Raw genomic sequence first — 13,409 nt, forward strand, 5'->3', positions numbered from 1 at the left:
ATATCGGATCCGGTTACTGGGCTTTCGACGGGGACGCGACGATTCATCGTTCGCGAAACGCGGTCGGGCCCCGGCTCAGCGGCCCGGGCGCTCACCTAGACTCACCCGGATGCGCCTTGTGATTGCTCGCTGTCAGGTCGACTACGTGGGACGGCTGACCGCCCATCTACCGATGGCCCGTCGGCTGCTGATGATCAAAGCGGACGGTTCGGTACTGGTGCATTCCGATGGTGGGTCCTATAAACCGTTGAACTGGATGAGTCCGCCGTGCTGGCTGGAGGAACGGGAACCGGACCCGGCCGCGGAGCTGAAAGCCCTGTGGGTGGTGAGCAACAAGGCGGGCGAGGAGTTGCGAATCAGCGTCGCCGAGATCGAGCACGACTCGATTCACGAGCTGGGCGTGGACCCCGGACTGGTGAAAGACGGGGTGGAGGCGCATCTGCAGGAGTTGCTGGCCGAGCATGTGCAGACGCTGGGTGCGGGGTTCAGCTTGATACGACGGGAGTACATGACCGCGATCGGTCCAGTGGATCTGTTGTGCCGTGACGCCGCCGGGCGCACGGTCGCGGTGGAGATCAAACGGCGGGGCGAGATCGACGGCGTGGAGCAGCTCACTCGCTACCTGGAACTGCTGAACCGGGATCCGCTGCTGACCCCGGTCGCCGGGGTGTTCGCGGCGCAGCAGATCAAGCCGCAGGCGCGCACGCTCGCGGAGGATCGCGGGATCCGCTGCCTCACCCTCGATTACGACGCCTTGCGTGGGACCGAGAGCAACGAATTCCGGCTCTTCTAGACTTGGAACCATGCCACGACGAAATCCGCGCAACGAGCGTTCTCGGGCGCATTCGCCGCGGCCGGGCAGCGGGCTGGGAGATGTGTACCGCCGGACCGAGTCGGGGCCGGACGGTGACGAATACGTAGTCCGCACGGTGCCCGGTGCGCGGGCGATGAAAAGGTACCGCTGCCCGGGCTGTGATCACGAGATCGTTCCCGGGGTGCCACACGTGGTGGCGTGGCCGGTGGGCAGCGGTGAGACGGACCGCCGGCACTGGCACCGGGGCTGCTGGAACGGCCGCGGGACCCGCGGGATCACTCGGCGCTGGTCCTAGGCCCGAGGCGGCACCGCCGAGCGCCTACCGACCGCGCACGCAGGCTACGTGGAGGTCCCTGTGCCACGCGGCGCCTGCTCGCCCGCGCGACCGACCTGCCCGACGGCGTCGAGGACTCATCTCGACCACCCACACCGGCCATGATGAACAGGCGCGTGCAGTGGTTTCGGCCGGCATGCAGCAGGCGGTGGTGGGACGGCGGAAAGTCCACAGTGCGCTACCAGGGGCGCGACGACGCGACGGACGAGCGAGCGGTCGATCCCTGGGGTCTGGTCGACAAGGACGCCATCTGGTACGCGGCCGGCGTACCTTCCGCGTCGATCGCATCGTGCAGCGCACGGCCCGTGTCGGACCTTCGACTTCGAGGTGCGTGCCCGCTCTGGGCGTGTGGCCGGCGCTCTGCGCTTCCGGCCGGATCTGGTCCGAACCCGGCTCGCAGTGTCTCCAGGCCTGGATCGACGGAAAGATCCGGGTGCCGCGGCAGCGTCGGCATCGTGCGGAAAGCCGGGTGCAGCGCTGTCGCGATAACTTGCCGCACCATCCACGGGCCGGTAGACGGGTATGCGCGGGGCCGGACCCAGGTCGCCGAGCGCGAGCGGACCGGCCATCCGGCAGCCGTAGGGGGTGTCCGGATATGAGGAAGGCCGCCCCACCCAGGGCGGCCTTCGGATCGATTTGTGGTGTCGCCGTGCACGTCCCGACAGCAGCTCAGTTGCTGATGTCGGCGTTTTCGCGTTCTTCTTCGACGATGTCGTCGGACTCGTCGTCGGCGCTCAACTCGGGGATGGCCTTCTGACGCGGACCGCCCACCGACTTGTTCTGACCGCTACCGATGGACTTGCGCGGCTGTTCGGGCACACCGTCGAGAAGTTCGCTCTCACGGTTGACGGCGGCGAGCATGGCGGGCACCGAATCGAGCTGGCCGCGGATACCGAGCAGCTGAGCCAGGACGCGGCCTCGCAGCACGCGCATCTCCTCGGCCAGCTCCTTCGCGTGCGCGATCTTGCGCTCGGAGGTCTGGGTCGCCGAGGTGATGAGGCGGTTGGCCTCGTCGGTGGCGTCCTTGATGCGCTGCGCGGCCTCGGCGCGGCTGGTGGCCTCGAGCTCTTCCATGGCGCGGGTCAGCTTGGTGCGACGCTCGGCCATGGTGACTTCGAAGTCCTGCTGGTTGGCCTTGCGCTTGGCCTCGGACTCCTTGGCGAGACGCTCGGCGTCGGCCTGGGAAGCTTCGATGATCTTCGCGGATTCGGTACGAGCGTTGGCCAGCGTCTGCTCGTACTCGATCTCGAGGGCTTCGCGCTTTTCCTTCGTTTCGGCGAGCAGCGATTCGTACTTGCCACGCATTTCGGTGGCCTGCTGTTCGGCGATGGACACCATCTCGGCGGCTTCGGCCTGCGCGAGGGCGCGAACCTCGGACGCCTCGTCCGAGGCCAATCGCAACATGCGGGAGATGCGGTCGCTCATCCCCTCCGCGGTGGTCGGCGGTACGGACAGCCGGTCGACTTCCTTGCGGAGTTCGTCGATTTCGTCGCGGGCGTCTTCCAGCTGACTGGCGAGGTTCCGCGCCTGGGCGGCGGCGGCGTCGCGGTCGGTGGCGGTGACCCGCAACTCGGCATCGAAGCGGTCGAAATAGTTACGCACCTCGTCTTGCGCATAACCCTTGCGCACAACGGTGAAGGGCAGCGCAACGAAGCGATTGCGATCGGACTCGGGTGACGACATGGCCAACAAACTACAGCCTGAGACCAGCGCATGGTGAGTCGACCGGGAATGTTATCGGAGCGTCTCCTTACAGCCCGATCCTGATACTAGTGCGTAACATTCGGATCCGGTTCGAGTAACTCGACCAGCACACCGCCAGCATCCTTCGGATGGACGAAATTGATTCGGGAATCGGCGGTTCCGCGGCGCGGAGCCTCGTACAGCAACCGCATCCCGCGATCGCGGAGAAATGCGGAAACGGCCTCTATGTCGGTGACCCGGAAGGCCAGCTGCTGCAGGCCCGGGCCGCTGCGGTCGATGAACTTGGCGATCGTGGAGGTTTCGTCGAGCGGCGCCAGCAACTGCAGAGCAGTCGAATCGTCCTCGGCGGCGGGCGCGGACAGCATCGCCTCCTGGACGCCCTGCTCCTCGTTGACCTCGCGATGGGTTTCGACCAGCCCGAGATTTTCGGCGTACCAGGCGACGGCGGCGTCCAGATCGGGGACGGCGATGCCGACGTGATCGACCGCGACTATGTAGTCGGCGGGAATGAATTCTGATAACGGGGTAGCGGTGCTCACCCTTCGAAAGTAGCGCGTTCCACCTTGCCGCCGTTGCGTACCCACCCGCAACGGTCCAATGGAGGGCAGGTGCCGTCAAATGTGGGGTGGGTTATCTGTGTGCTCCCTGTGCTCTGATCGGGGCGGCCGCAGGCTACCGTGGAGTAGCCCGCGCCGCGCGCTGTCTGCGGACAGCACGTCGGAGGTGGGTCGTGTCGTGCCATCGACCGGAAGCAACCGTGCGATGTGCCGAAGCCATTCCCGGGCCGATCACCTGTGTGGTCGGGGCCCGCCCCGGGTCTGGAGCGACCGGCGGGAGTGAAGACCCGGGGTCACGAGGGCCCCGACCCCGCGGCGCCGAAGGCGACGCAATATATACAGGAGGCTCGTCGTGACCAACTCCGTGATCGTGTCCGGTGCGCGTACCCCGATCGGTCGGCTGCTGGGCGGTCTGAAGGACTTCAGCGGCTCGGATCTGGGCGGATTCGCGATCGCAGCGGCCCTGGAGAAGGCCGGTGTTCGTGGCGACCAGGTCGACTACGTGATCATGGGTCAGGTGCTGACCGCGGGCGCGGGGCAGATCCCGGCCCGGCAGGCCGCCGTGGCCGGCGGTATTCCGATGGACGTTCCCGCGCTCACCCTCAACAAGGTGTGCCTGTCCGGGATCAACGCGATCGCGCTGGCGGACCAGCTGATCCGGGCGGGTGAGTACGAGATCGTGGTGGCCGGTGGCCAGGAGTCGATGAGCCGTGCCCCGCACATGCTCGAGAAGAGCCGTGCAGGCTTCAAGTACGGCGATGTGACGCTGCGTGACCATATGGCCTACGACGGGCTGCACGATATCTTCACCGATCAGGCGATGGGTGCGCTCACCGAGCAGCGCAACGACGCCGATCCGGTGACCCGGGCCGATCAGGACGCGTTCGCCGCGGCGTCGCACCAGCGTGCGGCGGCCGCGTGGAAGAACGGCGTGTTCGACGACGAGGTGACGCCGGTCGAGGTGCCGCAGCGCAAGGGCGATCCGATCGTCGTGCGTCAGGACGAGGGGATCCGGGCCGGCACCACCGCGGAATCGCTGGCCGAACTGCGGCCTTCGTTCCGTAAGGACGGCACTATCACCGCGGGTTCGGCCTCCCAGATCTCCGACGGCGCGGCCGCCGTGGTTGTGATGAGCAAGGCCAAGGCGCAGGAATTGGGGCTGAGCTGGATCGCCGAGATCGGCGCGGCCGGAGTGGTGGCCGGCCCGGACTCCACGCTGCAGGACCAGCCTGCCAACGCCATCGCCAAGGCGTGCGCCAAAGAAGGCATCACACCGGCCGAGCTGGATCTGGTGGAGATCAACGAGGCCTTCGCGGCGGTCGGCATCGCTTCGACGCGCAAGCTCGGTATCGATCCGGAGAAGGTCAATGTCAACGGCGGCGCCATCGCGGTCGGCCATCCGCTGGGGATGTCGGGCGCGCGGATCGTGCTGCACCTGGCGTTGGAGCTGCGCCGACGTGGTGGTGGGATCGGCGCGGCGGCGCTGTGCGGTGGCGGCGGCCAGGGTGACGCGCTGATCGTCAGGGTCTAGCCCGGCCCGTTATGTCCGATGTGACCAGTTCGACTACGACGCTACGTAGTGGCTAGGGCACAATGGTGCGCATGAACTTCCTTGGTCTGCGCACCGTTGCCGGCAGGTTCCGATTCTTCGCGGTGCTCGAGGCACTGTCCTGGTTGGGGCTGCTGGTGGGAATGGCGTTCAAGTACCTTCCGGAACAGGGCAACGAAATCGGAGTGAAGATCTTCGGACCGGTACACGGCGGCATCTTCATCCTGTTCCTGCTCACCGCGCTGCTGGCCGCGCGGGAGCTCGAATGGAACTGGAAGACCACGGTGTTGGCGCTGCTGTCCAGCATCCCGCCGTTCTTCACCGTCGTGTTCGAGGTGTGGGCTGTGCGCACCGGAAAGCTGGGCGAGTTGAGCGCGGTCGGCGCCACCGAGTCCCCGAAGACCCTCGCCGCCTCTTCGTGACAAACTGGATCCTGTGACTCGACCAGCATCCCGCCGTCCTTCACCCGCCGCAGCCGCCGCCATGTCCGGGGCGGTGGACCTTTCCGCCCTGAAGCAGCCGCCCGCGGGCGCGGCGGCCGCCGCCGGTGACCATACGGTCACCGAGGCGGATTTCGAGACCAAGGTGCTGCGCCGCTCCGCGCAGGTGCCGGTGGTGGTAGCGCTCTACTCCCAGCGCAGCCCCGGCAGCATCGAACTGGTGCAACTGCTGGAACGTCTCGTCGGCGAAGCCGACGGCGCCTGGGACCTCGCCGCCGTCGAAGCCGAGAGCAATATGCGGATCGCTCAGGCCTTCGGCGTCCAAGGGATCCCGACCGTGATCGCGGTCGCCGGCGGCCAGCCACTGGCCGACTTCCAGGGCGCCCAACCGGAACCGCAGGTCGCCCAATGGCTCGCCGCCGTGGTGCAGGCGGTGGAAGGCAAGCTCGAAGGCAACGGCGACCCGGACGCCGAGCAGGAAGAGCCCGTCGATCCGCGGTTCGCGGCGGCCGAGGCCCTGCTGGAACAGGGAGACCTGGCCGGCGCCGAATCGGCCTACGAATCGATCGTGAACCAGGAACCCGATAACACCGAGGCCAAAGCCGCGCTGCGCCAAGTGAAATTTGTCGGCCGCGCCCAGGAACTGCCGGAAACGGCGATCGCCACCGCCGACGCGGACCCGGCGAACGTCGCCGCCGCCCTCGACGCCGCCGATGTAGAACTTTTCCAGCAACAACCCGACGCGGCATTCGATCGGCTGATCAAACTGGTCGCCCGGACCGCCGGTGACGAACGGACCGCGGTACGCACCCGGTTGCTGGAACTGTTCGAACTCTTCGACCAGGCAGAGCCGTTCGTGGTCGCGGCCAGGCGCAAACTCGCCACAGCCCTGTACTGAATCTATGGCGCCGCCTGCGGCGTCGCGGGGTCGGGGCCCTTGTCAACCCCGGTTCTTCACTCCGCCGCTCAGTCGCTGCGCTCCTTCGCTCTGTCGCTCCAGAACTGGGGCGGGCCCCGACCATGGAGGGGTAACCATCCGGGCGAAGGTGGCGGGTCGGTGCGATTACGGGCTGGGGACACCTGTGGACGACGGTGACGCGGGTGCTGGAGGACGGGCCGGGAATCTGGTGGGGCTCGGTACCGGGATGGGTCTCGTGGGGAACAGGTGTGGATCGGTGGTCAGGGGCGCGGGGTCAGCCAGATGACGCTGAACGGGCCCAGTGTGAGGGCAGCGGAGGCCGGGCGGTCGTGTCGGCTCGTCGGGTCCGCCCGCACTGTGCCGAGATTCCCCGAGCCGGTACCGCCGTACTCGAGCGCGTCGGTGTTCAGGATCTCGATCCAGTCCCCGGGCACGGGGAGGCCGATCTGGTAGCCGGTGTGGGTGGCGCCGGAGAAATTGCAGACGCACGCCACGGTGGTGCCGTCCGAGGCGTGTCGAAGGAAGGCCAGCACGTTGGTCTCCCGGTCGTCGGGGGAGATCCAGGAATGGCCGCCGGGAGTGGTGTCCTGACTCCACAGCGCCGGATAGGCACGGTAGACGCGGTTGAGATCGGCGACGAGCAGTTGGATCCCGCGATGCAGCGGGTTGTCGAGTTCGTGCCAGTCGAGACTGTGATCGTGCCACCATTCGCGGTAGTGACCGAACTCCTGTCCCATGAAGAGCAGTTGTTTACCGGGATGGGCCCACATGTAGGCGAGTAGCCCGCGCACGCCGCCGGCCTTGGCGAATTCGTCCCCGGGCATCCGGGTCCACAGCGTGCCCTTACCGTGAACCACCTCGTCGTGGCTGATGGGCAGCACGTAGTTCTCGCTCCACGCGTACATCAGCGAGAAGGTGATCTCGTTGTGGTGCCAGGCCCGATGCACCGGGTCGCGACCCAGATAGTCGAGCGTGTCGTGCATCCAGCCCATATTCCATTTCATGGTGAACCCGAGCCCGCCGACCTCGGTGGCGCGGGTGACACCGGCCCAGGTGGTGGACTCCTCGGCGATGGTGACCACACCCGGATACGAGCTGTGCAGACTGTCGTTGAGCTCGGTGAGGAACGCCACCGCCTCCAGGTTCTCGCGGCCACCGTGGACATTCGGCTCCCAGCCGCTGCCGGGCCGGGCGTAGTCGAGATACAGCATGGCGGCGACCGCGTCGACGCGCAGGCCGTCGATATGGAATTCCTCCACCCAGTACCGGGCGTTGGCGACCAGGAAATTCCGTACTTCGGGGCGCCCGTAGTCGAAGACGTAGGTGCCCCATTCGGGTTGCTCGCCGCGCCGGGGGTCGGGATGTTCGTAGAGGGGGGTGCCGTCGAACCGGGCCAGCGCCCAGGCGTCGCGGGGGAAATGCGCGGGCACCCAGTCGAGGATCACGCCGATCCCCTCCGCGTGCATATGGTCGACGAAGGCGCGGAAATCGTCCGGGCCGCCGAATCGCGAAGTGGGCGCGTAATACGAGGTGACCTGATATCCCCACGATCCGCCGAAGGGGTGTTCGGCGATCGGGAGCAGTTCGATATGGGTGAAGCCCAGACTGCGCACATAGTCGCCGAGTTCGGTGGCGAGTTCGCGGTAGGTCAGGCCGGGACGCCACGACGCGAGATGGACCTCGAAAACGCTGAACGGGGTGCGCGCCGGATCGGTGTGCGCCCGGGTGGCGAGCCAGCGCCGGTCGGACCAGCGGTGTTCGGTCGTCGCGACGATCGACGCGGTGGCCGGGGGGAGTTCGGTGGCGCGGGCCAGCGGGTCGGCGTGGTCGGCCATCCGGCCGTCGGCTCCGTGCACGCGGTACTTGTAGCGGTCACCGGGCGCCGCGCCGGGCACGAAGACCTCCCAGACACCGGAGCGCCCGAGCGCCCGCATCGGCCAGGTGCCGCCCTGCCAATGGTCGAAATCGCCGAACACGGTGACGCCCCGGGCATTCGGGGCCCACACGGCGAACGACACACCGGTCACCTCGCCGTCCAGGCCCGGATAGGAGCGCGTGTGCGCGCCGAGGACCTCCCACAGCCGCTGATGGCGGCCCTCTCCGATGAGATGCAGGTCGAGCTCGCCCAAGGTGGGCAGGTAGCGGTAGCCGTCGGCGTTCACCGTGGCCGGGTGGTGGGGGTAGACGGTGACGACGCGGTAGTCCAGGAGCTCGGGGTACGGGAGTACGGCGGCGAAAACGCCGTGGCCCGCGGAGTCCAGCCGGTGCTCGGCCCCGCCGACGCGCACCGACACCGATTCCGCGGCGGGCCGCAGCACCCGGACGGCGATGCCCTCCGGGTGCGGGTGGGCGCCGAGCACCGTATGCGGGTCGGGGTGACTGCCGGCCGCGAGCAGCAGCAGATCCCGGCGGTTCATCGCGGCCTCACCGGAAATCGCGGCGGTGGGCCAGTCCGGTGCGGGCATGATGCGGGACCGGCGGCAGCGCGATGATGTGGGCGACCGCGTGGGCCGGGTCCAGGCGCACATAGTTGCTCTGCCCCCAGTGGTACTGCTCGCCGCTGATCTCGTCGTGGACCACCGGACGGTCGTGCCATTCGCGGCCGACCGCGGGTAGATCCAGCGACAGCGTCCCCTGCTCGGCGGTGAAGGGGTTGAGGTTCACCACGACCAGCACGGCATCACCGGTGGCGGGGTCGATTTTCGAATAGGCGAGCAGGTTGTCGTTATCGATGTGGTGGAAGTGCAGGCAGCGCAGCTGCTGGAGCGCCGGATGCCGACGGCGGATCTCGTTGAGCCGGGTGAGCAGCGGTTCCAGCGATTCGCCGCGGGCGCGGGCGTCGGCGAACGCGCGGGGCCGCAGCTCGTACTTCTCCGAATCCAGGTACTCCTCGCTGCCGGGACGAACGGCCTGGTGTTCGAAGAGCTCGTACCCGGAGTAGACGCCCCAACTGGGGCCGAGAGTGGCGGCCAGCACCGCGCGGACGGCGAACATGCCCGGACCTCCGTGCTGCAGGCTCGCGTGCAGGATGTCCGGGGTGTTGACGAACAAGTTGGGCCGGGATTCGTCGGCTTCGGCCGCGATCTCCCGGCCGAATTCGATCAGCTCGTGCTTATGGGTGCGCCAGGTGAAGTAGGTGTAGGACTGGCTGAAACCGCGCCGCGCCAGACCGTACAGGCGGGCCGGATAGGTGAACGCCTCGGACAGGAAGACCACATCCGGATCGGTACGGCGCACGGTCGTGATCAGCCATTCCCAGAAATCGACGGGCTTGGTGTGCGGGTTGTCGACGCGCAGGATCCGCACCCCCAGACCGATCCAATAGCGCACCACCCGCAGCACCTCGGCGTACAGGCCGTCGGGGTCGTTGTCGAAATCCAGCGGGTAGATGTCCTGGTATTTCTTGGGCGGGTTCTCGGCGTAGGCGATGGAGCCGTCGGGCAGGGTGGTGAACCATTCGGGATGTGCGCCGACCCACGGGTGGTCGGGCGCGCACTGCAGCGCAAGATCGAGCGCGACCTCCAGTCCGAGGTCCGTCGCGGCGCGCACGAAAGCGGTGAAATCGGCTTCGGTGCCCAGTTCCGGGTGGAAAGCGTCGTGACCGCCCGCGGCCGATCCGATCGCCCACGGGGACCCGATATCGCCGGGGCCCGCGGTGAGCGCGTTGTTGCGACCCTTGCGGTTCACCGCGCCGATGGGATGGATCGGCGGCAGATAGACGACATCGAAACCCATCGCCGCGATCCGGGGCAGAGCGGCGGCCGCGGTCGCGAAGGTGCCGTGGACCGGGATGCCGTCGGCGTCACGGCCGCCGGTCGAGCGGGGAAAGAATTCGTACCAGGAACCGGTACGGGCCCGTGACCGTTCGACCAGGACCGAGAACTGCGGTCCGCGCGTGATCAGATCCCGCAGCGGGGCGCGGCGCAAGATCTCGGCGACCTCGTCGGTGAACGCCGGAGCCACCCGGGCCGGCAGCGGATCGTCGCCGCGCAGCGCCGCGGCGGCCGCGCGCAACCGCTCGAACTGCTGTTTGGGCACGGCGCCGGCCGCCCGGTCGAACAACCGTGCGCCGAGCTCCAGATCGTTGTCCAGATCGGCCGCGCTCTGCCCGACCGCCAGCTTCGCCTCCACCGCGGATCGCCAGGTCGCGATGGAATCCGCCCAGCCCTCGACCCGGTAGTGCCACAGCCCGGGCCGCGACGGTGTGAACACGCCGTTGAAGACATCGGGCTCGCCGGCGGGTGTCATCGGGATCCGGATCGAACGCGAGGATCCGGGCGCGCGGACCGCGAGGCCCGCGCCGACGGCGCCGTGCCCGTCCCGCCACACCACCGCACGTACCGGGAAGACCTCGCCGACCACAGCCTTCGCCGGGTAGCCGCCGGGCAGCTGCGGGGCGGTGTCATCGATGGCGATGCGGCCGGTCATCTACACCACGTTATTGGCAACGAGGTCGGCGGGGAAACCGACGCGACCGAGGGGCCTCGCCCTCGCGCGCCGCGGGTGCGCCAATAAACTCGGCCGGATGAAGGCACTGCGTCGGTTCACCGTTCGCGCCCATCTGCCGCAGCGTTTGGCCGCGCTGGGCGAGCTTTCCACGAATCTGCGCTGGTCGTGGCACGGTCCGACGCAGGATGTGTTCGCCGCGCTGGATCCGCGGCGGTGGCAGGAGATCGGGCACGATCCGGTGCGGATGCTGGGGGAGGTGCCCCGGGAGCGGATGGACGCGCTCGCGGTGGACGAGCGGTTCTGCGCCCGGCTGGACGCTGTGGCGGCCGACCTGCGGGCCTATCTGGATCGACCGGTCGCGGATGCCGGGGTGCGCGGGATCGCGTATTTCTCGATGGAGTTCGGGGTCACCGAGGTGTTGCCGAACTATTCGGGTGGGCTCGGCATTCTGGCGGGGGATCATCTGAAAGCGGCGTCGGATCTCGGTCTGCCGCTGATCGCGGTCGGGCTGCTGTACCGGTCCGGGTATTTCCGGCAGTCGCTGACCGCGGACGGGTGGCAGGCCGAGCGGTATCCGGCGCTCGACCCGCAGGGGTTGCCGTTGCGGTTGTTGACCGCGGATTCGTCACCGGTGCTGGTGCACGTGGGGATGCCGGATCGGCGCGTGCTGGCGGCGCGGGTGTGGATCGCGCAGGTGGGGCGGGTGCCGCTGCTACTGCTGGACACCGATATCGCGGCCAACGACCCGGATCTGCGGGCGGTCACCGACCGGCTCTACGGCGGCGATCAGGATCATCGGATCCAGCAGGAGATCCTGGCCGGGATCGGCGGGGTGCGGGCGGTGCGGGCGTATACCGCCGCCGCCGGGCTGCCGGACCCCGAGGTCTTCCACATGAACGAGGGGCACGCGGGCTTTCTCGGTCTGGAACGGATCCGCGAGTATCTGACCGGGGGACACGATTTCGATACCGCGCTGGCCGCGGTGCGCGCCGGGACCGTGTTCACCACCCATACCCCGGTGCCCGCAGGTATCGACCGGTTCCCGGTATCGCTGGTGCATCGGTATTTCGGCGGTTCGGGGGGCGACCCGGAGTCGGCGCTGCTGCCCGGGATCGGGGTGGATCGGATCATCGCGCTGGGTCGGGAGGCGGATCCGTCGGTGTTCAATATGGCGCATATGGGGTTGCGGCTGGCGCAGCGGGCCAACGGGGTCTCGCGGTTGCACGGTGCGGTGAGCCGGGGCATGTTCAACCCGCTGTGGCCGGGTTTCGATGCTTCGGAGGTGCCGATCGGGTCGGTGACCAACGGCGTGCACGCCCCGACCTGGGCCGCCCGGGAATGGGGTGAGCTGCTCGATACCTCCGACTGCCCGCGGAGCTGGGAGCGGATGGCCGATCTCGCGCTGCCCGAGATCTGGCGGATCCGCGCGACGCTGCGTGCCACTCTGGTCGGGGAGGTGCGTCGGCGGTTGCGGGAATCGTGGCTGCAGCGGGGTGCGGCCGAGGCCGAATTGAACTGGGTGGACGAGGTTTTCGACCCGGAGGTGCTGACCGTGGGTTTCGCGCGCCGGGTTCCGACCTATAAGCGGTTGACTCTCATGCTGCGGGACCCGCAGCGGCTGCGGGATCTGTTGCTGGACCCGCGACGGCCTGTGCAGCTGGTAGTGGCGGGCAAGAGTCATCCCGCGGACGAGGGCGGTAAGGCGCTGATCCAGCAGGTGGTGCGGTTCGCCGACGATCCGGCGGTGCGGCACCGGATAGTATTCCTGCCCGATTACGACATGTCGATGGCCCGGTACCTGTACTGGGGTTGTGATGTGTGGTTGAACAATCCGCTGCGACCGCTGGAGGCGTGCGGGACGTCGGGGATGAAATCGGCGCTGAACGGCGGGCTGAACCTGTCGATCCGGGACGGCTGGTGGGACGAGATGTTCGACGGCGAGAACGGGTGGGCCATCCCGACCGCCGACGGCGTCACCGACGACGATCGCCGCGACGATCTGGAGGCGACCGCCCTCTACGAGCTGATGGAGCGGACGGTGGCGCCGCGCTTCTACGATCGCGACGCGGACGGCTTGCCCGTGCGCTGGGTCGAGATGGTCCGGCACACCCTGCACACCCTCGGGCCGAAGGTGCCGGCCGACCGGATGGTGCGCGACTACGCGGAGCAGTACTACGCGCCCGCGTCCGCGGCGTACCGCCGGGCCACCGCGGACGCGCTGCGGGGCGCGCGGGAGGCGGCGGATTACCGGAAGCGGGTGGACGGCGCGTGGTCCGGGGTACGGATCGTTCAGGTCGATGCCGCGGGCCTGCCCGACACGCCGGTGATCGGCGCGCCGCTGACCTTGACCGCGCGCGTCGATCTGGGCGGTCTCACGCCCGGGGACGTGCTGGTGCAGGCAGTGCTGGGCCGGGTGTCGCCCGAGGACGAGCTGTCCGATACCAGTGCCGTGCCGATGTCCTACGCCGGGCGGGAATCCGCGGAGTCGGCGCTCGAGGTGTTCACCGTCGAAACCCCGGTCCCGCTGTCGGGAGCTGTCGGATACACGGTCCGGGTGCTGCCGTCGCACGAGTTGCTGGCGTCGCACGCGGAGCTGGGGTTGGTCGTGAACGCCTGAGAGACGGCGTTCCGTTCCGCAGGGAG

At 68.3% G+C, this 13,409-nt stretch carries 11 protein-coding genes; 7 read left to right on the forward strand and 4 right to left on the reverse strand.

Features of this window, described 5'->3' with window-relative positions; genetic code table 11:
- The first annotated feature begins 109 nt into the window (after positions 1–109).
- The 3 genes from nucS to OG804_RS32435 all read left to right on the forward strand — a co-directional run bounded on the left by nucS (position 110) and on the right by OG804_RS32435 (position 1,747).
- The gene (nucS, locus tag OG804_RS27485) at positions 110–793 is read left to right on the forward strand and encodes an endonuclease NucS (RefSeq protein ID WP_328391351.1); all 684 of its coding nucleotides are present in this window, start codon (positions 110–112) and stop codon (positions 791–793) included.
- 10 nt (positions 794–803) lie between these two features.
- On the forward strand, positions 804–1,109 hold the full coding sequence (locus OG804_RS27490) for an ATP/GTP-binding protein (protein WP_328391353.1): 306 nt from the start codon (positions 804–806) through the stop codon (positions 1,107–1,109).
- A 143-nt stretch (positions 1,110–1,252) separates the two neighbouring features.
- Entirely contained in the window at positions 1,253–1,747 is a 495-nt protein-coding gene (locus OG804_RS32435) for a WYL domain-containing protein (RefSeq protein ID WP_442941911.1), read from the forward strand.
- A 70-nt stretch (positions 1,748–1,817) separates the two neighbouring features.
- On the opposite strand, the gene OG804_RS27495 is transcribed toward OG804_RS32435, so the two are convergent.
- Positions 1,818–2,831, reverse strand: a complete 1,014-nt coding sequence (locus OG804_RS27495) for a hypothetical protein (RefSeq protein ID WP_328391355.1) — start codon at positions 2,829–2,831, stop codon at positions 1,818–1,820.
- An 86-nt stretch (positions 2,832–2,917) separates the two neighbouring features.
- Positions 2,918–3,391 (reverse strand): methylmalonyl-CoA epimerase, encoded by a 474-nt coding sequence (gene mce, locus OG804_RS27500; RefSeq protein ID WP_328391357.1) that lies wholly within the window; start codon positions 3,389–3,391, stop codon positions 2,918–2,920.
- A gap of 370 nt (positions 3,392–3,761) precedes the next feature.
- On the opposite strand from mce, the gene OG804_RS27505 reads away from it, so the two are divergent.
- From OG804_RS27505 to OG804_RS27515, 3 genes are all read left to right on the forward strand, one after another.
- Positions 3,762–4,940 (forward strand): acetyl-CoA C-acetyltransferase, encoded by a 1,179-nt coding sequence (locus OG804_RS27505; RefSeq protein WP_328391359.1) that lies wholly within the window; start codon positions 3,762–3,764, stop codon positions 4,938–4,940.
- Positions 4,941–5,011: 71 nt separating this feature from the next.
- Positions 5,012–5,380 (forward strand): DUF3817 domain-containing protein, encoded by a 369-nt coding sequence (locus OG804_RS27510; protein WP_328391361.1) that lies wholly within the window; start codon positions 5,012–5,014, stop codon positions 5,378–5,380.
- Between the two features lie 61 nt (positions 5,381–5,441).
- A complete protein-coding gene (locus OG804_RS27515; protein ID WP_328398779.1) occupies positions 5,442–6,296 on the forward strand; it encodes a tetratricopeptide repeat protein in 855 nt (284 codons plus the stop codon).
- 281 nt (positions 6,297–6,577) lie between these two features.
- Here OG804_RS27515 and glgB read toward each other — a convergent pair whose 3' ends face one another.
- Complete coding sequence (glgB, locus tag OG804_RS27520; RefSeq protein ID WP_328398781.1) at positions 6,578–8,734, reverse strand: 1,4-alpha-glucan branching protein GlgB; 2,157 nt, start codon at positions 8,732–8,734, stop codon at positions 6,578–6,580.
- 7 nt (positions 8,735–8,741) lie between these two features.
- Positions 8,742–10,745, reverse strand: a complete 2,004-nt coding sequence (locus OG804_RS27525) for a maltotransferase domain-containing protein (RefSeq protein WP_328391363.1) — start codon at positions 10,743–10,745, stop codon at positions 8,742–8,744.
- Between the two features lie 97 nt (positions 10,746–10,842).
- Between OG804_RS27525 and glgP the strand changes: the two genes are divergently transcribed.
- On the forward strand, positions 10,843–13,383 hold the full coding sequence (gene glgP / locus OG804_RS27530; protein WP_328391364.1) for an alpha-glucan family phosphorylase: 2,541 nt from the start codon (positions 10,843–10,845) through the stop codon (positions 13,381–13,383).
- The last annotated feature ends 26 nt before the right edge of the window (positions 13,384–13,409 follow it).

The organism is Nocardia sp. NBC_00416, assembly GCF_036032445.1.
Taxonomy (GTDB): Bacteria; Actinomycetota; Actinomycetes; order Mycobacteriales; family Mycobacteriaceae; genus Nocardia.

Bases quoted from the DNA above. Each gene is read 5' to 3' on its own strand.
- OG804_RS32435 (WP_442941911.1), top strand. From the start codon at position 1,253: ATGAACAGGCGCGTGCAGTGGTTTCGGCCGGCATGCAGCAGGCGGTGG.
- glgP (WP_328391364.1), top strand. From the start codon at position 10,843: ATGAAGGCACTGCGTCGGTTCACCGTTCGCGCCCATCTGCCGCAGCGT.
- OG804_RS27490 (WP_328391353.1), top strand. From the start codon at position 804: ATGCCACGACGAAATCCGCGCAACGAGCGTTCTCGGGCGCATTCGCCG.
- OG804_RS27515 (WP_328398779.1), top strand. From the start codon at position 5,442: ATGTCCGGGGCGGTGGACCTTTCCGCCCTGAAGCAGCCGCCCGCGGGC.
- OG804_RS27525 (WP_328391363.1), bottom strand. From the start codon at position 10,745: ATGACCGGCCGCATCGCCATCGATGACACCGCCCCGCAGCTGCCCGGC.
- OG804_RS27495 (WP_328391355.1), bottom strand. From the start codon at position 2,831: ATGTCGTCACCCGAGTCCGATCGCAATCGCTTCGTTGCGCTGCCCTTC.
- glgB (WP_328398781.1), bottom strand. From the start codon at position 8,734: ATGAACCGCCGGGATCTGCTGCTGCTCGCGGCCGGCAGTCACCCCGAC.
- OG804_RS27510 (WP_328391361.1), top strand. From the start codon at position 5,012: ATGAACTTCCTTGGTCTGCGCACCGTTGCCGGCAGGTTCCGATTCTTC.
- nucS (WP_328391351.1), top strand. From the start codon at position 110: ATGCGCCTTGTGATTGCTCGCTGTCAGGTCGACTACGTGGGACGGCTG.